We start from the raw sequence: 20,639 nt of genomic DNA, 5'->3' as shown, positions 1-20,639 counted from the left end.
AATCGATCAAGACGGCTTGCCGACTGACCTGCGGATTTGAGTGACAAACCCATGCCAAAACGTACAGACATTAAAAGCATCCTGATTCTCGGCGCTGGCCCGATCGTTATCGGCCAGGCCTGCGAATTCGACTACTCCGGCGCCCAGGCCTGCAAAGCCCTGCGCGAAGAGGGTTACCGCGTCATCCTGGTGAACTCCAACCCGGCCACCATCATGACCGACCCGGACATGGCCGACGCGACCTACATCGAGCCGATCAAATGGCAGACCGTTGCCAAGATCATCGAAAAAGAGCGTCCGGATGCCGTGCTGCCAACCATGGGCGGCCAGACTGCTCTGAACTGCGCCCTGGACCTGGAGCGCGAAGGCGTTCTGGAAAAATTCGGCGTGGAAATGATCGGCGCCAACGCCGACACCATCGACAAGGCTGAAGACCGTTCGCGTTTCGACAAGGCCATGAAGTCGATCGGCCTGGAATGCCCGCGTTCCGGTATCGCCCACAGCATGGAAGAAGCCAACGCCGTCCTCGAGCGTCTGGGTTTCCCGTGCATCATCCGTCCGTCCTTCACCATGGGCGGCACCGGTGGCGGTATTGCGTACAACCGTGAAGAGTTCGAAGAAATCTGCGCCCGCGGTCTGGACCTGTCGCCGACCAAAGAGCTGCTGATCGACGAGTCGCTGATCGGCTGGAAAGAATATGAAATGGAAGTTGTCCGCGACAAAAAGGACAACTGCATCATCGTCTGCTCGATCGAAAACTTCGACCCGATGGGCGTGCACACCGGTGACTCGATCACCGTTGCTCCGGCACAGACCCTGACCGACAAGGAATACCAGATCCTGCGTAACGCCTCGCTGGCGGTACTGCGCGAGATCGGCGTCGAGACCGGCGGTTCCAACGTGCAGTTCGGCATCTGCCCGGACACCGGCCGCATGGTCGTGATCGAGATGAACCCGCGTGTATCGCGTTCCTCGGCACTGGCTTCGAAAGCCACCGGTTTCCCGATCGCCAAAGTCGCGGCCAAGCTGGCTGTGGGCTACACCCTCGACGAACTGTCGAACGACATCACCGGCGGCAAGACCCCGGCGTCCTTCGAGCCGTCGATCGACTACGTCGTCACCAAACTGCCACGTTTCGCTTTCGAGAAATTCGCCAACGCTGACGCACGCCTGACCACTCAAATGAAGTCGGTCGGTGAAGTCATGGCCATCGGCCGGACCTTCCAGGAATCCCTGCAGAAAGCCCTGCGCGGTCTGGAAGTCGGTGTTTGCGGTCTGGACGAGAAGCTCGACCTGAGCAACCCGGAAAGCATGAGCATCCTCAAGCGCGAGCTGACCGTGCCGGGCGCCGAGCGTATCTGGTACGTGGCGGACGCCTTCCGCGCCGGCATGACCGTCGAAGACATCTTCGGCATGAACATGATCGACCCGTGGTTCCTGGTGCAGATCGAAGATCTGATCAAGGACGAAGAGAAGGTCAAGACCCTCGGTCTGTCCGCTATCGACCGCGACCTGATGTTCAAGCTCAAGCGCAAAGGCTTCTCCGATCAGCGTCTGGCCAAGCTGCTGGGTGTGACCGAGAAGAACCTGCGTACTCACCGTCAAAAACTGGAAGTGTTCCCGGTCTACAAGCGCGTTGACACTTGCGCCGCCGAATTCGCCACCGACACCGCGTACCTCTACTCGACGTACGAGGAAGAGTGCGAAGCCGCACCGTCCGGTCGCGACAAGATCATGATTCTGGGTGGCGGTCCGAACCGTATCGGCCAGGGCATCGAGTTCGACTACTGCTGCGTACACGCTGCCCTCGCACTGCGCGAAGACGGCTACGAAACCATCATGGTCAACTGCAACCCGGAAACCGTTTCCACCGACTACGACACTTCCGACCGTCTGTACTTCGAGCCGGTAACCCTGGAAGACGTGCTGGAAATCTGCCGCGTCGAGAAGCCGAAAGGCGTGATCGTCCAGTACGGGGGCCAGACTCCGCTGAAACTGGCGCGTGCCCTGGAAGCCGCTGGCGTGCCAATCATCGGTACCAGCCCTGACGCCATCGACCGCGCCGAAGACCGTGAGCGCTTCCAGCAAATGGTCGAGCGCCTGAACCTGCGTCAGCCGCCAAACGCCACCGTGCGCAGCGAAGACGAAGCCGTTCGCGCTGCCGCGAAAATCGGTTATCCGCTGGTGGTTCGCCCGTCCTACGTACTGGGCGGCCGCGCGATGGAAATCGTTTACAAGGAAGACGAACTCAAGCGCTACCTGCGTGACGCGGTGCAAGTCTCCAACGACAGCCCGGTGCTGCTCGACCACTTCCTCAACTGCGCCATCGAGATGGACGTGGATGCGGTCTGCGACGGCAAAGACGTGGTGATCGGCGCGATCATGCAGCACATCGAACAGGCGGGCGTTCACTCCGGTGACTCCGCGTGCTCGCTGCCGCCTTACTCGCTGCCGGCGCACATCCAGGACGAGATGCGCGAACAGGTCAAGAAAATGGCCCTGGAACTGGGCGTTGTCGGCCTGATGAACGTGCAACTGGCGCTGCAGGGCGAAGACATCTACGTCATCGAAGTCAACCCGCGCGCTTCGCGTACCGTGCCGTTCGTGTCCAAGTGCATCGGTGTCTCCCTGGCAATGATCGCGGCTCGCGTCATGGCCGGTAAGACTCTGAAGGAAATCGGCTTCACCAAGGAAATCATCCCGAACTTCTACAGCGTGAAAGAGGCGGTGTTCCCGTTCGCCAAATTCCCTGGCGTTGACCCGATCCTCGGCCCAGAGATGAAGTCCACCGGTGAAGTGATGGGCGTCGGCGACACCTTCGGTGAAGCATTCGCCAAGGCCCAGATGGGCGCCAGCGAAGTGCTGCCGACCGGCGGTACCGCGTTCATCAGCGTGCGTGACGATGACAAGCCGCTGGTTGCAGGCGTGGCCCGTGATCTGATCAACTTGGGCTTCGAAGTGGTCGCCACTGCCGGCACTGCCAAGCTGATCGAAGCTGCAGGCCTGAAAGTGCGCCGTGTGAACAAGGTGACCGAGGGGCGTCCGCACGTGGTCGACATGATCAAGAATGACGAAGTCACTCTGATCATCAACACCACCGAAGGCCGTCAGTCGATCGCTGATTCCTACTCCATTCGTCGTAATGCCCTGCAGCACAAGATCTACTGCACCACCACCATTGCTGCGGGCGAAGCTATCTGCGAAGCGCTGAAGTTCGGTCCCGAGAAGACCGTGCGCCGCTTGCAGGATCTACACGCAGGATTGAAGGCATGATCAAATACCCAATGACCGTCCAGGGCGCGAAAGCCCTGGAAGAAGAACACGCTCACCTGACCAAGGTCGTTCGTCCGAAGCTCAGCCAGGACATCGGTACCGCTCGCGAGTTGGGTGACCTGAAGGAAAACGCCGAGTACCATGCCGCCCGCGAACAGCAAGGCATGGTCGAGGCGCGGATCCGTGACATCGAAGGCCGGATTCAGAATCAGGTCATCATCGACGTCACGACTATCCCGCACACCGGCAAAGTGATCTTCGGTACTACCGTCGAAATCGCCAACGTCGAGACTGATGAGAGCGTCACTTACCACATCGTGGGTGAGGATGAGGCTGACTTCAAACTCGGCAAGATTTCGGTCGGCTCACCATTGGCCCGTGCCTTGATCGGCAAGGAAGAGGGTGATGTGGTTGCCGTGAAAACGCCGAGTGGCGTTATCGAGTACGAGATTGTCGAAGTCCGTCACATCTGAAGGCAGGCGCCCGCTACGTGCGGGCGCCATGCTTTGGCAGCTGACCCAGATGTTGTGGGTCGGCGGCTTCTGGTTGATACATCTCGGTTTGCGACCGGTGTTGGGCAAGATTGGCCTGGCACCGTTGCTGATCGATGAAGTTGCCGATGCATTCGAAGTGCCGGTGGCGGGTTTTGCCGCGGCATGCGTGATTTTTCAGGCTTTGGTGCTGGTACAGGCCGATGGCCTTGCCAGTCTATGGCGGGATTTTCGCGGGCAGGTGTTGCTGATGGCGTTGTATGCGTGTGCGATGTTTATTGCAGTGCGTGTCGGCTGGCCGCAAGCGCAGCGCTGGCAGGAATTCAGTTTTCTGCTGTTGGGCTTCTCCGGTGTGGTGTTGGTGTTGCAACCGCTGCCGGGATGGAGTGGCAGGGTGCGCGAAGCACACCCTTGACCCTTGTCATCACTTGAAGCGATGAACGTTCGACAGCTGCTTGTTGACGCTGAAGTTCTTGCGGTAAACCAGTGCCATTTTGCCGATGACCTGAACCAGGTCAGCCTTGCCGACCTTGCACAACTCTGCAATGTGCGCCAGGCGCGACTCGCGATCGAGGATGTTGAGCTTGATCTTGATCAGCTCGTGATCCGCCAGTGCGCGTTCGAGTTCGGCTAATACACCTTCAGTCAGACCGTTGTCCGCCACCGTCAAAACCGGCTTCAGGTGGTGGCCAATGGATTTGTACTGTTTCTTCTGCTCTGGAGTGAGCGGCATAATCTGACCCTTTCGTCTGGATTCTGTAAAATGGCGGCCATTTTACCCGAGGGTTCGTGGATCCGCCCAATTAATCACGACCCTAATCATCGAGGTGCCCAATGGCGCGTTCCAAGACAAGCCTTGGTTGGCTGAAACGACATGTCAACGATCCTTATGTGAAGCAGGCGCAGAAGGATGGCTACCGTTCGCGTGCAAGTTACAAGCTTCTGGAGATCCAGGAGAAATACAAGCTGATCCGTTCCGGCATGAGCGTTGTCGACCTGGGCGCAGCGCCCGGCGGTTGGTCGCAGGTCACCAGCCGGCTGATTGGCGGTCAGGGGCGTCTGATCGCTTCGGACATTCTGGAAATGGACAGCATCCCGGACGTGACTTTCATCCAGGGTGACTTCACCGAGGATGAAGTGCTTGCGCGGATTCTTGAGGCTGTGGGTAATTCGCAGGTGGACCTTGTGATTTCCGATATGGCCCCCAATATGAGTGGTACGCCTGAAGTGGATATGCCGAAAGCCATGTTCCTTTGCGAACTGGCGCTTGATCTGGCGGAACGGATACTCAAGCCGGGTGGCAATTTCGTGATCAAGATCTTTCAGGGTGAAGGTTTCGATGTTTACCTGAAGGATGCTCGCAAGAAATTCGACAAGATCCAGATGATCAAGCCGGATTCTTCCCGAGGCAGCTCCCGCGAGCAATATATGCTGGCTTGGGGTTACCGCGGTGGTAACGAGTAAAACGAGTTTTTTTGCCGGGGCGATAGGTTTTTCGTATTTTGCCCCGCGTGCATAAGCGAATATTGTGTAGAAAGTGTTTCACAAAGGGTTACAGACGGCGCCTGCCAGAGTTGTAGGTAATGTAGTAAGTTAGGCCGGTGAATATCATGCGAAGCGCGCGCCAGTAGCGGAGCTTGCTTCAGAGGGTAGTTAATTGAACGATATGGCAAAGAATCTGATCCTGTGGTTGATCATTGCGGCAGTCCTCGTGACGGTGATGAACAACTTCTCCAGCCCTAACGAGCCGCAGACCCTCAACTATTCCGACTTCATCCAGCAGGTCAAGGATGGCAAGGTCGAGCGCGTAGCCGTTGATGGCTATGTGATTACCGGCAAGCGCAACGATGGCGACAGCTTCAAGACCATTCGTCCGGCGATCCAGGACAATGGCCTGATCGGCGACCTGGTCGACAACCACGTTGTGGTTGAGGGCAAGCAGCCTGAACAGCAAAGCATCTGGACTCAACTCCTGGTGGCGAGCTTCCCGATCCTGGTGATCATCGCGGTGTTCATGTTCTTCATGCGCCAGATGCAGGGCGGTGCTGGCGGCAAGGGCGGACCGATGAGCTTCGGCAAGAGCAAGGCACGCCTGCTTTCCGAAGATCAGGTGAAAACCACCCTGGCTGACGTTGCAGGTTGCGACGAAGCCAAGGAAGAGGTCGGCGAACTGGTTGAGTTCCTGCGTGATCCGGGCAAGTTTCAGCGCCTGGGTGGTCGTATTCCTCGCGGCGTATTGATGGTCGGCCCTCCGGGTACCGGTAAAACCTTGCTGGCCAAGGCGATTGCCGGCGAAGCGAAGGTTCCGTTCTTCACTATTTCCGGTTCCGACTTCGTTGAAATGTTCGTGGGTGTTGGCGCAAGCCGCGTTCGCGACATGTTCGAGCAGGCCAAGAAGCATGCGCCGTGCATCATCTTCATCGACGAAATCGACGCCGTCGGTCGCCACCGTGGCGCCGGCATGGGCGGCGGTCACGACGAGCGTGAGCAGACTCTCAACCAGTTGCTGGTAGAGATGGATGGCTTTGAAATGAATGACGGCATCATCGTGATCGCCGCTACCAACCGTCCTGACGTACTCGACCCTGCGCTGCTGCGTCCGGGCCGTTTCGACCGTCAGGTCGTTGTAGGTTTGCCGGATATCCGTGGTCGCGAGCAGATCCTCAAGGTTCACATGCGCAAAGTGCCAATGGGTGACGACGTTGCCCCGGCCGTTATCGCACGTGGTACCCCGGGCTTCTCTGGTGCCGATCTGGCCAACCTGGTCAACGAAGCGTCGCTGTTCGCTGCACGCAGCGGCAAGCGCATCGTCGAAATGAAAGAGTTCGAACTGGCCAAAGACAAGATCATGATGGGCGCCGAGCGCAAATCGATGGTCATGTCCGAGAAAGAGAAGCAGAACACCGCTTATCACGAAGCGGGTCACGCTATTGTCGGTCGCGTCGTACCTGAGCATGATCCGGTCTACAAGGTTTCGATCATTCCACGTGGTCGTGCGCTGGGTGTGACCATGTTCCTGCCGGAAGAAGATCGCTACAGCCTGTCCAAACGTGCGTTGATCAGTCAGATCTGCTCGCTGTACGGTGGCCGTATCGCCGAAGAAATGACCCTTGGTTTCGACGGTGTGACCACCGGCGCTTCCAACGACATCATGCGTGCCAGTCAGATTGCGCGGAACATGGTGACCAAGTGGGGTCTGTCGGAAAAGCTCGGTCCGCTGATGTACGCCGAAGAAGAGGGTGAAGTGTTCCTCGGTCGCGGTGGTGGCGGTCAGAATGCAAGTTTCTCCGGTGAGACTGCCAAGCTGATCGACTCCGAAGTGCGCAGCATCATTGACCAGTGCTACGGCACGGCCAAGCAGATCCTCACGGACAACCGTGACAAGCTGGATGCCATGGCTGATGCGCTGATGAAGTACGAAACCATCGATGCCGAGCAGATCGACGACATCATGGCGGGTCGTACGCCTCGCGAACCGCGTGACTGGACCGGTGGCACGGGTACGCCCCCGCCTCCAGTGATTCAGGATGAGCGCCCGGAAACACCGATCGGCGGTCCGGCTGCTGACGTTTAAGGTTTGAAATGACTTCTGTACAGTCCCTGACCCGGTTGCCTTGCGGCAATCGGGTTCTTGATTTGGCCCAGACGCATGTCATGGGTATTCTCAATGTCACTCCCGATTCCTTTTCCGACGGTGGCCGGTACAACCAGCTCGACGTGGCTTTGCGTCACGCCGAAGCCATGGTGGCTGCTGGTGCGACGCTGATCGATGTCGGCGGCGAATCGACCCGGCCTGGCGCTCGAGCGGTTTCGCCGCTGGAGGAGCTGGAGCGCGTAGCTCCGATCGTGGAGTTGATCAATCGCGAGCTGGATGTGGTCATCTCGGTCGATACTTCGACGCCAGCGGTGATGCGTGAAACGGCGCGCCTGGGTGCCGGGTTGATCAATGATGTGCGCTCGCTGCGCCGCGATGGCGCGCTGGATGCCGCAGCCGCGACCGGGTTGCCGGTCTGCCTGATGCACATGCTCGGCGAGCCGGGTGACATGCAGGACAATCCGCATTATCAGGACGTTACCCGGGAAGTGGGTGAGTTTCTGGCAGAGCGCATGACTCAATGTGCGGCGGCGGGTATTCCTGCCGAACGGATCATTCTTGATCCCGGTTTCGGTTTCGCGAAAACCCTGCAGCACAATCTAAGCTTGTTCAAGCATATGGAAGCCCTGCATGCGCTGGGGCGTCCGCTATTGGTCGGTGTCTCACGCAAAAGCATGATCGGCCACGCATTGAACCGCCCCGTGGGTGAGCGTCTTTATGGTGGTCTGGCTCTCGCAGCACTCGCGTCGGTTAAAGGAGCGCGTATATTGCGCGTCCATGATGTGGCGGAAACGGTAGACGTGATGCGCATGCTCGCGGCCGTGGAATCAGCCGAATAAGAATGATGGAGCACTTATGAGCAAGAAATACTTTGGTACTGACGGTATTCGTGGTCGTGTCGGTGAATATCCGATTACTCCTGACTTCATGCTTAAGCTCGGCTGGGCGGCGGGTATGGCCTTTCGCAAGATGGGCGCCTGCAAGGTGCTGGTCGGCAAGGACACGCGCATCTCTGGCTACATGTTCGAATCGGCACTTGAAGCAGGCCTGACCTCGGCTGGTGCGGACGTGATGCTGCTCGGTCCGATGCCGACGCCTGCCATTGCTTATCTGGCGCGCACGTTCCAGGCTGAAGCCGGGATCGTGATCAGTGCTTCGCACAATCCGCATGACGATAACGGCATCAAGTTTTTCTCCGGCAAGGGCACAAAGCTGCCTGATGAGCTGGAGCTGATGATCGAAGAGCTGCTCGATACCCCAATGACTGTGGTTGAGTCGAGCAAGATCGGCAAGGTGTCGCGCATCAATGACGCCTCCGGCCGCTACATCGAATTCTGCAAAAGCAGTGTGCCGACCGGTACCAGTTTTTCCGGTTTGAAGATCGTGATCGATTGTGCGCACGGTGCGACCTACAAGGTTGCTCCGAGTGTGTTCCGTGAGCTGGGTGCTGAAGTGGTCGTGCTGTCGGCGCAGCCCAACGGTCTGAACATCAATGACAATTGCGGCTCGACCCATATGGGTCAGCTGCAGGCCGCGGTTCTGGCCGAGCACGCTGATCTGGGCATCGCCTTTGATGGTGACGGTGATCGGGTGTTGATGGTTGATCACACTGGCGCCATCGTTGATGGTGATGAGTTGCTGTTCATCATTGCGCGCGATCTGCACGGGCGGGGCAAATTGCAGGGCGGCGTAGTCGGTACGCTGATGAGCAACCTGGGTCTTGAACTCGCGCTGGCAGAGCTCTCGATACCATTCATTCGTGCCAATGTCGGTGACCGTTATGTGATCGCCGAACTGCTGGAGCGCGACTGGCTGGTAGGCGGTGAAAACTCGGGGCATATCGTCTGCTTCAATCACACCACCACCGGTGATGCGATCATTGCTGCGCTCCAGGTGCTGATGGCACTGAAGGCCCGCAATGAAGGTCTTGCGCAAACGCGTCAGGCCTTGCGCAAGTGTCCTCAGGTGCTGATCAATGTGCGTTTTGGTGGCGGTGAAAGTCCGCTTGAGCATCCGGCGGTCAAGGAAGCCAGTGCGCGTGTCACCCAGGCAATGGCGGGGCGTGGCCGGGTACTTCTGCGCAAGTCCGGTACAGAGCCTTTGGTGCGTGTGATGGTCGAAGGTGAGGATGAAACTCAGGTTCGCAGCTACGCCGAAGAACTGGCAAAACTGGTAAGTGAAGTTTCTGCCTGATTCGGCTTGCCAGCCATGATTGTGTTGGGTAACATCTGCGCCCACTTTGACCGACGAGGTACAGCATGCGTCGCCCTATGGTAGCTGGTAACTGGAAGATGCACGGTACCCGCGCCAGCGTCGCTGAGCTGATCAACGGCCTTCGTCATCTGGCCTTGCCAAGCGGTGTTGATGTCGCGGTATTCCCGCCTTGCTTGCATATCAATCAAGTGATTGATGGCTTGAAAGGCAAATCGATTTCGGTCGGTGCGCAGAATTCTGCGGTGGAATCCATGCAAGGTGCATTGACCGGTGAAATTGCACCGAGTCAGTTGGTGGATGCAGGTTGTTCCCTGGTGCTTGTCGGGCACTCCGAACGCCGCCAGATAATGGGCGAGCGAGACGGGATGCTGAATCGCAAGTTCGCAGCGGCACAGGCATGTGGCTTGATTCCGGTGTTGTGTGTAGGGGAAACCCTCGAGCAGCGCGAAGCCGGAAAAACTCTTGAAGTTGTCGGGCGTCAGCTGGGCAGCATCATCGAGGAGCTGGGTGTTGGTGCCTTTGCCAAGGCAGTCATTGCTTACGAGCCTGTCTGGGCCATTGGTACCGGACTGACTGCAACGCCGCAACAGGCTCAGGATGTGCATAAAGCCATTCGCGAGCAGTTGGCGGCAGAGAATTCTGAAGTCGCACGAGGTGTGCGGCTTCTATACGGCGGCAGCGTGAAGGCGGCCAATGCGGTCGAACTGTTCGGCATGCCGGATATCGATGGGGGGCTCATTGGTGGAGCTTCCCTGAATGCAGATGAGTTCGGTGCGATTTGTCGCGCCGCGGGAAACTGAAAAAATGCTGGAAACAGTCGTAGTCGTTTTTCATCTGCTGGGTGCATTGGGCGTAGTTGCTCTGGTTTTGCTGCAGCAGGGTAAGGGTGCGGACGCTGGCGCGTCTTTCGGAGCAGGTGCTTCAAATACTGTGTTCGGAAGCCAAGGTTCCTCTACCTTTCTTAGTAAGTTTACTGCTATACTTGCCGCCGGTTTCTTCATAACCAGCTTGGGGTTAGGTTACTTTGCTAAAGAGAAGGCTCATCAGCTGACTCAAGCAGGTTTGCCAGATCCAGTAGTGTTGGAAGTACCTAAGCAACAACAACCGGCTTCTGATGATGTCCCGGTGCTTCAAGAGCAAAAGTCGGCTACTCCAGCGACTGACGTACCTCCAGCTCAAGAGCAGAAGTAAGAAGGGTTTCAAACGTAGTTTTGCCGAGGTGGTGGAATTGGTAGACACGCAACCTTGAGGTGGTTGTGCCCATAGGGTGTAGGGGTTCGAGTCCCCTTCTCGGTACCAATTAGTCAGGAGAGCCCGCTGTTGCGGGCTTTCTTGCAGGTGGAAGGTTACATTGACCCTATAAGGGATCGGTCGTATACTTCCGCCCCAGCTTTGTCGCGGGGTGGAGCAGTCTGGTAGCTCGTCGGGCTCATAACCCGAAGGTCGTCGGTTCAAATCCGGCCCCCGCAACCAGTTTAAGGAGCCCCTTTTCAGGGGCTTTTTGTTAGCTGGACACTTTCTACGCCGATGTTCGACGGCGTTTCAAGGATGGGCGTTTCGCCCATTTTTTTATTTTGCAGCGCATGCATTTACATGCACGAGGGGGTTCAGGTGTCGAGCAAGCTAGAAGAGTTGCAGGCCTTGTTGGCCCCGGTGGTCGTGGCCCTAGGCTATGAATGCTGGGGTATCGAGTTTTCGGCTCAAGGTCGTCACTCGATGTTGCGCGTTTATATCGATAAAGAGGGTGGCGTGCTGGTGGACGATTGCGCCATTGTCAGCCGTCAGATCAGCGGTGTCCTGGATGTTGAAGATCCGATCTCCGTTGAATACACCCTCGAAGTTTCCTCGCCTGGCATGGAACGCCCACTGTTCACTCTTGAGCAGTTTGCAAAATTTGCCGGTGAACAAGTGAAGATCAAGCTGCGCTCGCCTTTTGAAGGTCGACGCAACTTTCAGGGCCTTCTGCGCGGTGTAGAAGAACAGGATGTCGTGGTGCAGGTAGATGACCATGAATTCCTGTTGCCGATCGATATGATCGACAAGGCCAACATTATTCCCAGTTTTGACTGAGACGCGGATCCCGCGGATCCAATGGCTTGCGAAAGGCGAGGCGTACGATGAGCAAAGAAGTACTGCTGGTTGTTGAGTCGGTATCCAATGAAAAGGGCGTACCGGCAAGCGTGATTTTTGAAGCGCTGGAGCTGGCTCTGGCCACTGCTACCAAAAAGCGTTTTGAAGACGAAGTTGACCTGCGTGTGGAAATTAACCGCCACACCGGTTCCTACGAGACTTTCCGTCGCTGGACAGTCGTCGAAGAGAATGATCTCGACGATCCTGCGATCGAAACCTGGCCAAGCAAGGTTGCCGAAACGCATCCGGGCGCCAAGGTCGGCGACGTCGTCGAAGAAAAGATCGAATCCATCGAGTTCGGCCGCATTGCAGCACAGACCGCCAAACAGGTCATCGTGCAGAAAGTTCGTGAAGCCGAGCGCGCTCAAGTGGTCGACGCCTATCGCGAGCGCCTGGGAGAAATCATCTCCGGCACCGTGAAGAAAGTCACCCGCGACAACGTGATCGTCGATCTGGGCAACAACGCCGAAGCGTTGCTGGCCCGTGAAGACATCATTTCTCGCGAAACCTTCCGTGTCGGTGTGCGTCTGCGTGCACTGCTCAAGGAAATCCGCACCGAGAACCGCGGCCCGCAGCTGATCCTGTCGCGTACCGCGCCGGAAATGCTGATCGAGCTGTTCCGTATCGAAGTGCCGGAAATCGCTGAAGGCCTGATCGAAGTGATGGCGGCGTCCCGTGATCCGGGGTCGCGTGCCAAGATCGCTGTCCGTTCCAAGGACAAACGCATCGACCCGCAGGGCGCGTGCATCGGTATGCGCGGTTCGCGCGTCCAGGCCGTGTCGGGCGAGTTGGGTGGCGAGCGTGTCGATATCGTCCTCTGGGACGATAACCCGGCGCAGTTCGTGATCAATGCCATGTCGCCGGCAGAAGTGGCGGCCATTATCGTTGACGAAGATGCCCATGCAATGGACATCGCCGTTGGCGCAGACAATCTGGCTCAGGCCATCGGTCGAGGTGGTCAGAACGTGCGTCTGGCGAGCCAGTTGACTGGCTGGACCCTGAACGTGATGACCGAATCGGACATCCAGGCTAAGCAGCAAGCAGAAACCGGCGACATCCTGCGCAACTTCATCGACGAGCTGGAAGTCGACGAAGAACTGGCTCAGGTGCTGGTAGATGAAGGCTTCACCAGCCTGGAAGAGATTGCCTACGTACCGTTGGAAGAAATGCTCAACATCGACGGCTTTGACGAAGATATCGTCAACGAGCTTCGCGCTCGTGCCAAGGATCGTTTGTTGACCAAAGCCATCGCTACTGAGGAAAAGCTGGCAGACGCCCATCCGGCCGAAGACCTGCTCTCGCTTGAGGGTATGGACAAGGATTTGGCGATGGAACTGGCGGTGCGCGGCGTAATTACCCGCGAAGACCTGGCCGAGCAGTCTATTGACGACCTGCTCGACATCGACGGCATTGACGATGATCGTGCCGGCAAGTTGATCATGGCCGCCCGAGCCCACTGGTTCGAGTAATTAGGCGCGGCCTGAGGAGAGAAGTGCATGACGCAAGTCACGGTGAAACAACTGGCCGATGAGGTCAAAACACCGGTAGAGCGCCTGTTGCAGCAGATGCGTGAGGCAGGTCTGCCGCACACCGCCGCCGAAGAAAATGTGACTGACAGTGAGAAGCAATCCCTGCTGACTCACTTGAAGAGCAGCCACAAGGCGAAAGTGGAAGAACCACGCAAGATCACGCTGCAGCGTAAAACCACCAGCACCCTGCGTGTGGCTGGTAGCAAGAGCATCAGCGTTGAAGTTCGCAAGAAGAAAGTTTTCGTACAGCGTAGCCCGGAAGAAATCGAAGCCGAGCGCAAGCGTGAACTGGAAGAGCGTCGCGCAGTAGAAAATGCTGCTCGTCAGAAGGCTGAAGAAGAAGCCAAGCAGCGCGCTGAAGAAGAAGCGCGTCGCCAGCCTGCTGCTGCGCCGTCCGCTCCTGCCGAAGCTGTTGCAGCACCTGCGCCAGTCGCTGAACCAGTGCGCGACGCCGCGCCGGTTGCTGCTGCGCCGGCTGCCGACACTCGCAAGCGTGACGAACAGCGCCGTCCGGACAAGCCACGTGCCGACGATAACAATCGTCGCGGCGGTGGTGGCGATGGCGAGCGCAAAAACGCTCCGCATCGCGCATCGGTCAAAGAAAAAGCGCCGGCTCCACGTGTGGCGCCACGCACTACCGACGAAGAAAGCGATGGCTTCCGTCGTGGTGGTCGCGGCAAGGCCAAGCTGAAAAAACGCAACGCTCACGGTTTCCAGAACCCTACCGGTCCTGTCGTGCGTGAAGTGAAGATCGGCGAGACCATCACTGTTGGCGATCTCGCTCAGCAGATGTCGGTCAAGGCTGCTGAAATCATCAAGTTCATGTTCAAACTGGGCACTCCAGCGACCATCAACCAGGTACTCGATCAGGAAACTGCTCAACTGGTAGCTGAAGAGCTGGGCCACAAAGTGACCCTGGTCAGCGACACCGCCCTGGAAGATTCCTTGGCCGAGTCCCTGAAGTTTGAAGGTGAGGCAGTTTCCCGTGCGCCAGTCGTGACCGTAATGGGCCACGTTGACCACGGTAAGACTTCCCTGCTCGACTACATCCGTCGTGCCAAGGTAGCAGCGGGCGAAGCCGGCGGCATTACCCAGCACATCGGTGCGTACCACGTTGAAACCGACCGCGGCATGGTGACGTTCCTCGACACCCCGGGTCACGCTGCGTTTACCGCAATGCGTGCCCGTGGTGCCAAGGCGACCGACATCGTGATCCTGGTGGTTGCGGCGGACGACGGCGTGATGCCGCAAACCATCGAGGCTGTTCAGCACGCTCAGGCGGCTGGCGTTCCTCTGGTGGTTGCGGTGAACAAGATCGACAAGCCGGGTGCCGACCTCGATCGCATCCGCAGCGAACTGTCGGTTCACGGCGTGACCTCCGAAGACTGGGGTGGCGACACTCCATTCGTACCGGTCTCGGCGAAAATGGGTACCGGCGTTGACGAGCTGCTCGAAGCGGTTCTGCTGCAGGCCGAAGTACTCGAACTGACCGCCACGCCATCGGCTCCTGGCCGTGGCGTAGTCGTCGAATCGCGTCTGGACAAGGGCCGTGGCCCGGTAGCCACTGTTCTGGTTCAGGACGGTACGCTGCGTCAAGGCGACATGGTGCTGGTCGGCTCGAACTATGGCCGCGTGCGCGCCATGCTCGACGAGAACGGCAAGCCGATCAAGGAAGCAGGTCCGGCCATTCCGGTCGAGATCCTGGGTCTTGACGGTACGCCGGACGCTGGCGACGAGATGAGCGTGGTTGCCGACGAGAAGAAAGCCCGTGAAGTGGCTCTGTTCCGTCAAGGCAAGTTCCGCGAAGTCAAACTGGCTCGCGCTCACGCCGGCAAGCTGGAAAACATCTTCGAAAACATGGGCCAGGAAGAGAAGAAGACGCTCAACATCGTCCTCAAATCCGACGTCCGTGGTTCGCTGGAAGCTTTGCAGGGCGCTCTGAACGGCCTGGGCAACGACGAAGTGCAAGTGCGCGTAGTCGGTGGCGGTGTCGGTGGTATCACCGAATCCGACGCCAACCTGGCACTGGCTTCCAACGCTGTACTGTTCGGCTTCAACGTGCGTGCCGATGCTGGTGCACGGAAGATCGTCGAGCAGGAAGGTCTGGACATGCGTTACTACAACGTGATCTACGACATCATCGAAGACGTCAAGAAAGCCCTGACCGGCATGCTCGGCAGCGATGTTCGCGAGAACATCCTGGGTGTGGCCGAAGTGCGTGATGTGTTCCGTTCGCCGAAGTTTGGCGCGATCGCCGGTTGCATGGTGATCGAAGGTGTTGTTCACCGTAACCGTCCGATCCGTGTACTGCGTGAAGACATCGTTATCTTCGAAGGCGAGCTGGAATCCCTGCGCCGCTTCAAGGATGACGCTTCCGAAGTACGTGCCGGCATGGAATGCGGTATCGGCGTGAAGAGCTACAACGACGTCAAAGTCGGTGACAAGATCGAAGTCTTCGAGAAGGTTCAGGTTGCTCGCAGCCTCTGACTCGCGCACTTCAAGGGCCACGCCGAGCCGCCGCATGCAGATGCGCGCCACGGCGTCAGGACTCTAAACGCAACGCCCGGTCTGGCTTTTGTCAGGCCGGGCGTTTGCCGCTTTCAGACCTTGCGGGTTTCACCGTGGGGCAGTAACAGGTAACAAAATCATGGCAAAAGAATACAGCCGTACCCAACGTATCGGCGATCAGATGCAGCGTGAGCTGGCCCAGCTGATCCGTCGTGAAGTCAAAGACCCGCGCGTCGGCCTGGTCACCATTACCGCTGTGGAAGTCAGCCGTGACGTCGGTCACGCGAAGATCTTCATCACCGTGATGGGGCAGGACAACGCCGAAGACATCGCGCAAAGCATCAAGGTGCTCAACGCTGCCGCAGGTTTCCTGCGCATGCAGCTGGCCCGTGAAATGAAGCTGCGCAGCGTGCCGCAATTGCACTTCCACTACGACGAAAGCGTCGTGCGTGGCGCGCACCTGTCGGCCCTGATCGAGCGCGCCGTGGCTGAGGACAATCAGCACCTGGCCGCTGCACCTGAAGACACCAAGGAGTAATTCGGTGGCTCAGGTCAAACGTATCCGTCGTAACGTCAGCGGTATCATCCTGCTCGACAAGCCGCTGGGGTTCACCTCCAACGCCGCGTTGCAGAAGGTTCGCTGGTTGCTCAACGCCGAGAAGGCCGGTCACACCGGCAGTCTCGACCCGCTGGCCACCGGTGTATTGCCGCTGTGCTTTGGTGAGGCAACGAAGTTCTCGCAATACCTGCTCGATTCCGACAAGGGTTACGAAACCCTGGCGCAACTGGGCAAGACCACTACCACGGCGGACGCCGAGGGTGAGGTTTTGCAGGAGCGCCCGGTGACCGTTGGTCGCGCCGATGTCGAAGCGGTTCTGCCGAAATTTCGTGGGCAAATCAGTCAGATACCGCCGATGTACTCGGCACTCAAGCGTGACGGTCAGCCGCTGTACAAGCTGGCCCGTGCAGGCGAAGTAGTGGAGCGCGAACCGCGTTCTGTTACTATTGCGCGCTTGGAATTGCTGGCCTTCGAAGGCGATACTGCGCGTCTTGCGGTGGATTGCAGCAAGGGCACCTATATCCGCACCCTGGTGGAGGATATCGGTGAGCAACTCGGTTGTGGTGCGTACGTCGCAGAACTGCGTCGTACCCAGGCCGGGCCTTTCACCCTGGCGCAGACCGTGACCCTCGAAGAGCTGGAAGCGGTACATGCCGAAGGCGGCAACGAAGCGGTCGACCGCTTCCTGATGCCATCGGACAGCGGCCTGCAGGATTGGCCGCTGCTGCACTTCTCCGAAGCGAGTGCGTTCTACTGGCTCAACGGCCAGCCGGTACGTGCCCCGGATGCTCCGAAGTTCGGCATGGTACGGGTACAGGATCACAATGGTCGCTTCATCGGTATCGGTGAAGTGAGCGAAGACGGGCGCATCGCGCCGCGTCGACTGATTCGGTCAGAATGACCGAACGAGTGTGGCTGTTAACAGGCACGGTCACTACTCATTTATAGATACAGGGATTTGTCCCTGGCCTGTTGAAACTGTTTTTGAAACAGTTTCCTGATAAAAGGATTGCCTCATGGCTCTCGACGTTCAAGAAAAAGCTCAAATCGTTGCCGACTACCAGCAAGCTGTTGGTGATACTGGTTCGCCAGAAGTGCAAGTTGCACTGCTGACCGCCAACATCAACAAACTGCAAGGTCACTTCAAGGCCAACGGTAAAGACCACCACTCCCGTCGTGGTCTGATCCGCATGGTAAACCAGCGTCGTAAGCTGCTGGATTACCTGAAAGGCAAAGATCTGAGCCGTTACAGCGCTCTGATCGGCCGCCTGGGTCTGCGTCGCTAATCAGCGATTGCGCTATGAGGTTGGTTGTCTGTCAGGCATCAGCGGTTTTCCGCTGGTGGCTGGCAGGCTCCCAGCCTCAAGTTTTATCTGCACTACCGTTTTACCCGGACAGTCAGCGGGCCGATTCCCGACATTGCCCAAGAATTTCGCAAGAAACCAGTTCCCCCAAGAGCCACAAAGAAGGTAGGACACCGTGAACCCGGTAATCAAAAAATTCCAGTTCGGTCAGTCGACCGTTACCCTCGAGACTGGCCGTATCGCCCGTCAGGCCTCCGGCGCAGTATTGGTCACCGTTGACGACGACGTCAGCGTATTGGTGACCGTAGTCGGTGCCAAGCAAGCCGATCCAGGCAAGGGCTTCTTCCCTCTGTCCGTTCACTACCAGGAAAAGACTTACGCTGCCGGTAAGATCCCTGGCGGTTTCTTCAAGCGTGAAGGCCGTCCTTCCGAGAAAGAAACCCTGACTTCCCGACTGATCGACCGTCCGATCCGTCCGCTGTTCCCGGAAGGCTTCATGAACGAAGTGCAGGTTGTCTGCACCGTCGTTTCCACCAGCAAGAAGACCGATCCGGACATCGCTGCGATGATCGGTACCTCGGCTGCCCTGGCCATCTCGGGCATTCCGTTCGACGGCCCGATCGGCGCCGCTCGCGTCGCTTTCCACGAAAGCACCGGCTACCTGCTGAACCCGACCTACGAGCAGCAAGCTGCTTCGAGCCTGGACATGGTCGTTGCCGGCACCTCCGACGCCGTACTGATGGTTGAATCGGAAGCCAAAGAGCTGACCGAAGACCAGATGCTGGGCGCGGTACTGTTTGCTCACGACGAGTTCCAGGTGGTGATCAACGCCGTCAAAGAACTGGCCGCTGAAGCTGCCAAGCCAACCTGGACCTGGGCTCCTGCTCCAGAAGCCACCGAACTGCTGGGCGCGATCCGTGCCGAGTTCGGCGAAGCGATCTCCCAGGCTTACACCATCACCGTCAAGGCTGACCGCTACGCACGTCTGGGCGAGCTGAAAGACCAGGTCGTTGCCAAGCTGTCCGGCGAAGAAGGCCAGCCTTCTGCTGCTGACGTCAAAGCCGCTTTCGGCGAAATCGAATACCGCACCGTTCGCGAAAACATCGTTAACGGCAAGCCACGTATCGACGGCCGCGACACCCGCACCGTACGTCCGCTGAACATCGAAGTCGGCGTTCTGCCTAAGACTCACGGTTCGGCGCTGTTCACCCGTGGCGAAACCCAGGCTCTGGTAGTCGCGACGCTGGGTACTGCCCGCGACGCACAGCTGCTGGACACCCTGGAAGGCGAGAAAAAAGACCCGTTCATGCTGCACTACAACTTCCCTCCGTTCTCGGTGGGCGAGTGTGGTCGCATGGGTGGCGCTGGTCGTCGTGAAATCGGTCACGGCCGTCTGGCCCGTCGTTCGGTTTCGGCCATGCTGCCAGCCGCTGACGTGTTCCCGTACACCATCCGTGTGGTTTCGGAAATCACCGAATCCAACGGTTCGAGCTCGATGGCTTCCGTTTGCGGCGCTTCCCTGGCCCTGATGGACGCTGGTGTGCCAATGAAGGCTCCGGTTGCCGGTATCGCCATGGGTCTGGTTAAAGAAGGCGAGAAGTTCGCCGTCCTGACCGACATCCTGGGTGACGAAGACCACCTGGGCGACATGGACTTCAAAGTAGCCGGTACCGCCAAAGGCGTTACTGCGCTGCAGATGGACATCAAGATCAAGGGCATCACCGAAGAGATCATGGAAATCGCTCTGGGCCAAGCCCTGGAAGCGCGCCTGAACATCCTCGGCCAGATGAACCAGATCATCGGCCAGTCGCGTACCGAACTGTCGGCCAACGCTCCGACCATGATCGCGATGAAGATCGACACCGACAAGATCCGTGACGTTATCGGTAAAGGTGGCGCGACCATCCGTGCGATCTGCGAAGAAACCAAGGCTTCGATCGACATCGAAGACGACGGCTCGATCAAGATCTTCGGCGAAACCAAGGATGCCGCAGAGGCTGCTCGTCAGCGCGTTCTGAGCATCACCGCAGAAGCCGAGATCGGCAAGATCTACGTCGGCAAGGTTGAACGCATCGTCGACTTCGGCGCTTTCGTCAACATCCTGCCGGGCAAGGACGGTCTGGTGCACATCTCGATGCTGAGCGACGCTCGCGTAGAGAAAGTCACCGACATCCTGAAAGAAGGCCAGGAAGTGGAAGTGCTGGTACTGGACGTGGACAACCGCGGCCGTATCAAGCTGTCCATCAAAGACGTGGCAGCGGCCAAGGCTTCGGGCGTTTAATCAGCCCACAGCTTTAGCGCAATGAAAATGCCCCGCCGTGAAAACGGCGGGGCATTTTTTTGTCTGCGAAATACCGGGACAGGCTTTGAAGTTGCCGGACTTCAAGACCGGTGCTAGGTTTAGCCCACCGCCCGTGTAGCTCAGCCGGTAGAGCAGCGCACTCGTAACGCGAAGGTCGCAGGTTCGATTCCTGTCTCGGGCACCATCCCCTCGCGCAATCCCGCGATTTATATCTCCCAGGTCAAAGTTTTTGTGCGAGAGATGTAAAGAGCCGTGTAATTCGTCATGCAAACGTCCTATATTCGGTGCCTGCATGAGCATCGCTTAGCAGTTTTCAGATGATCCCGAATGGTTCCGAAGGCCGGACAATCCGCGTCAGAGAGATCCTTGATGATCCAGATCCATCCTCCATTCTTACGATCAGCGAGAACGCCATGACCGAATTAACTCAAGAGCAACGTCACGCACTAGCGCTGGAAAAATACATTCAGGACGTCCCGGACCTGAAAGAAGAGATCAAGGACCTGAGTCCTGATGATCAGAAAGACCAGATCCAGTGGGCATTCGAGGACGAAGCCGAAGCCCAGGGCTTGCAGCCGTGGGAGCTGACGCTCAAGTACACCAGCACCCCTGAAGAGTTTGAGGCCAAGCGCCTGGAGCTGCACAAGGAGGCGGCCGAGGTGTTGGGCGTCGAGTGGGACGAGTACTGCGAGATGAACAATCTGGTGGTCTGAAACAAAAACGCCAGCCTCAAC

At 58.1% G+C, this 20,639-nt stretch carries 18 protein-coding genes and 3 tRNA genes; 20 read left to right on the top strand and 1 reads right to left on the bottom strand.

Annotation, left to right across the window (positions count from 1 at the left end):
- Positions 1-51: 51 nt before the first annotated feature.
- Genes carB through V3W27_RS23665 form a run of 3 tightly spaced genes read left to right on the top strand, consistent with a single transcriptional unit; the run spans position 52 to position 4,179 of the window.
- On the top strand, positions 52-3,273 hold the full coding sequence (gene carB / locus V3W27_RS23675; RefSeq protein ID WP_007961429.1) for a carbamoyl-phosphate synthase large subunit: 3,222 nt from the start codon (positions 52-54) through the stop codon (positions 3,271-3,273).
- A complete protein-coding gene (gene greA / locus V3W27_RS23670) occupies positions 3,270-3,746 on the top strand; it encodes a transcription elongation factor GreA (RefSeq protein ID WP_003221530.1) in 477 nt (158 codons plus the stop codon). Before carB ends, greA begins: the two co-directional genes overlap by 4 nt.
- 28 nt (positions 3,747-3,774) lie before the next feature.
- The gene (locus V3W27_RS23665; protein WP_027610778.1) at positions 3,775-4,179 is read left to right on the top strand and encodes a hypothetical protein; all 405 of its coding nucleotides are present in this window, start codon (positions 3,775-3,777) and stop codon (positions 4,177-4,179) included.
- A gap of 9 nt (positions 4,180-4,188) precedes the next feature.
- On the opposite strand, the gene V3W27_RS23660 is transcribed toward V3W27_RS23665, so the two are convergent.
- Positions 4,189-4,497 carry a YhbY family RNA-binding protein gene (locus V3W27_RS23660; protein WP_003221534.1) on the bottom strand — a complete coding sequence of 103 codons (309 nt, stop codon included), beginning with the start codon at positions 4,495-4,497 and terminating at the stop codon, positions 4,189-4,191.
- Positions 4,498-4,598: 101 nt separating this feature from the next.
- Between V3W27_RS23660 and rlmE the strand changes: the two genes are divergently transcribed.
- From rlmE to V3W27_RS23575, 17 genes are all read left to right on the top strand, one after another.
- Positions 4,599-5,228, top strand: a complete 630-nt coding sequence (rlmE, locus tag V3W27_RS23655) for a 23S rRNA (uridine(2552)-2'-O)-methyltransferase RlmE (RefSeq protein ID WP_003221536.1) — start codon at positions 4,599-4,601, stop codon at positions 5,226-5,228.
- 202 nt (positions 5,229-5,430) lie between these two features.
- Positions 5,431-7,338, top strand: a complete 1,908-nt coding sequence (ftsH, locus tag V3W27_RS23650; protein ID WP_027610779.1) for an ATP-dependent zinc metalloprotease FtsH — start codon at positions 5,431-5,433, stop codon at positions 7,336-7,338.
- A gap of 8 nt (positions 7,339-7,346) precedes the next feature.
- A complete protein-coding gene (gene folP, locus V3W27_RS23645) occupies positions 7,347-8,198 on the top strand; it encodes a dihydropteroate synthase (protein ID WP_330207675.1) in 852 nt (283 codons plus the stop codon).
- Between the two features lie 16 nt (positions 8,199-8,214).
- Positions 8,215-9,552, top strand: coding sequence for a phosphoglucosamine mutase (gene glmM / locus V3W27_RS23640; RefSeq protein WP_027610781.1), 1,338 nt, complete (start codon positions 8,215-8,217; stop codon positions 9,550-9,552).
- A gap of 65 nt (positions 9,553-9,617) precedes the next feature.
- Positions 9,618-10,373, top strand: coding sequence for a triose-phosphate isomerase (gene tpiA, locus V3W27_RS23635; RefSeq protein WP_008088336.1), 756 nt, complete (start codon positions 9,618-9,620; stop codon positions 10,371-10,373).
- Positions 10,374-10,377: 4 nt separating this feature from the next.
- Complete coding sequence (gene secG / locus V3W27_RS23630; RefSeq protein WP_330207694.1) at positions 10,378-10,764, top strand: preprotein translocase subunit SecG; 387 nt, start codon at positions 10,378-10,380, stop codon at positions 10,762-10,764.
- 22 nt (positions 10,765-10,786) lie between these two features.
- Positions 10,787-10,872, top strand: a tRNA-Leu gene (locus V3W27_RS23625).
- Positions 10,873-10,969: 97 nt separating this feature from the next.
- Positions 10,970-11,046, top strand: a tRNA-Met gene (locus tag V3W27_RS23620).
- A 138-nt stretch (positions 11,047-11,184) separates the two neighbouring features.
- Positions 11,185-11,643, top strand: coding sequence for a ribosome maturation factor RimP (gene rimP / locus V3W27_RS23615; protein ID WP_007915250.1), 459 nt, complete (start codon positions 11,185-11,187; stop codon positions 11,641-11,643).
- Positions 11,644-11,690: 47 nt separating this feature from the next.
- Positions 11,691-13,172: a transcription termination factor NusA gene (gene nusA, locus V3W27_RS23610; protein ID WP_003221546.1), complete on the top strand. Its 1,482-nt coding sequence runs from the start codon at positions 11,691-11,693 to the stop codon at positions 13,170-13,172.
- A 27-nt stretch (positions 13,173-13,199) separates the two neighbouring features.
- Positions 13,200-15,719 carry a translation initiation factor IF-2 gene (gene infB / locus V3W27_RS23605; RefSeq protein WP_027610783.1) on the top strand — a complete coding sequence of 840 codons (2,520 nt, stop codon included), beginning with the start codon at positions 13,200-13,202 and terminating at the stop codon, positions 15,717-15,719.
- A 160-nt stretch (positions 15,720-15,879) separates the two neighbouring features.
- Positions 15,880-16,278, top strand: a complete 399-nt coding sequence (rbfA, locus tag V3W27_RS23600; RefSeq protein WP_003221549.1) for a 30S ribosome-binding factor RbfA — start codon at positions 15,880-15,882, stop codon at positions 16,276-16,278.
- Positions 16,279-16,282: 4 nt separating this feature from the next.
- Complete coding sequence (gene truB, locus V3W27_RS23595; RefSeq protein ID WP_024011571.1) at positions 16,283-17,200, top strand: tRNA pseudouridine(55) synthase TruB; 918 nt, start codon at positions 16,283-16,285, stop codon at positions 17,198-17,200.
- Between the two features lie 115 nt (positions 17,201-17,315).
- Positions 17,316-17,585, top strand: a complete 270-nt coding sequence (gene rpsO, locus V3W27_RS23590; protein ID WP_003221553.1) for a 30S ribosomal protein S15 — start codon at positions 17,316-17,318, stop codon at positions 17,583-17,585.
- Positions 17,586-17,778: 193 nt separating this feature from the next.
- Positions 17,779-19,884, top strand: a complete 2,106-nt coding sequence (gene pnp / locus V3W27_RS23585) for a polyribonucleotide nucleotidyltransferase (protein ID WP_007961443.1) — start codon at positions 17,779-17,781, stop codon at positions 19,882-19,884.
- 129 nt (positions 19,885-20,013) lie between these two features.
- Positions 20,014-20,089 (top strand) — tRNA-Thr (locus V3W27_RS23580).
- 229 nt (positions 20,090-20,318) lie between these two features.
- Positions 20,319-20,618 carry a DUF6388 family protein gene (locus tag V3W27_RS23575; RefSeq protein ID WP_027610784.1) on the top strand — a complete coding sequence of 100 codons (300 nt, stop codon included), beginning with the start codon at positions 20,319-20,321 and terminating at the stop codon, positions 20,616-20,618.
- Positions 20,619-20,639: the final 21 nt, after the last annotated feature.

Source organism: Pseudomonas sp. AM14(2022) (assembly GCF_036346455.1).
GTDB classification, from domain to species: domain Bacteria; phylum Pseudomonadota; class Gammaproteobacteria; order Pseudomonadales; family Pseudomonadaceae; genus Aquipseudomonas; species Aquipseudomonas putida_A.
The sequence above is the reverse complement of the archived record's forward strand: the minus strand, read 5'-3'. Positions and strand labels throughout refer to the sequence as shown.

Coding starts and splice junctions, on each gene's coding strand:
- V3W27_RS23660 (WP_003221534.1), bottom strand. CDS start 4,497: ATGCCGCTCACTCCAGAGCAGAAGAAACAGTACAAATCCATTGGCCAC.
- infB (WP_027610783.1), top strand. CDS start 13,200: ATGACGCAAGTCACGGTGAAACAACTGGCCGATGAGGTCAAAACACCG.
- glmM (WP_027610781.1), top strand. CDS start 8,215: ATGAGCAAGAAATACTTTGGTACTGACGGTATTCGTGGTCGTGTCGGT.
- greA (WP_003221530.1), top strand. CDS start 3,270: ATGATCAAATACCCAATGACCGTCCAGGGCGCGAAAGCCCTGGAAGAA.
- carB (WP_007961429.1), top strand. CDS start 52: ATGCCAAAACGTACAGACATTAAAAGCATCCTGATTCTCGGCGCTGGC.
- rlmE (WP_003221536.1), top strand. CDS start 4,599: ATGGCGCGTTCCAAGACAAGCCTTGGTTGGCTGAAACGACATGTCAAC.
- rpsO (WP_003221553.1), top strand. CDS start 17,316: ATGGCTCTCGACGTTCAAGAAAAAGCTCAAATCGTTGCCGACTACCAG.
- rbfA (WP_003221549.1), top strand. CDS start 15,880: ATGGCAAAAGAATACAGCCGTACCCAACGTATCGGCGATCAGATGCAG.
- V3W27_RS23665 (WP_027610778.1), top strand. CDS start 3,775: ATGCTTTGGCAGCTGACCCAGATGTTGTGGGTCGGCGGCTTCTGGTTG.
- nusA (WP_003221546.1), top strand. CDS start 11,691: ATGAGCAAAGAAGTACTGCTGGTTGTTGAGTCGGTATCCAATGAAAAG.
- V3W27_RS23575 (WP_027610784.1), top strand. CDS start 20,319: ATGACCGAATTAACTCAAGAGCAACGTCACGCACTAGCGCTGGAAAAA.
- folP (WP_330207675.1), top strand. CDS start 7,347: ATGACTTCTGTACAGTCCCTGACCCGGTTGCCTTGCGGCAATCGGGTT.
- ftsH (WP_027610779.1), top strand. CDS start 5,431: ATGGCAAAGAATCTGATCCTGTGGTTGATCATTGCGGCAGTCCTCGTG.
- tpiA (WP_008088336.1), top strand. CDS start 9,618: ATGCGTCGCCCTATGGTAGCTGGTAACTGGAAGATGCACGGTACCCGC.
- secG (WP_330207694.1), top strand. CDS start 10,378: ATGCTGGAAACAGTCGTAGTCGTTTTTCATCTGCTGGGTGCATTGGGC.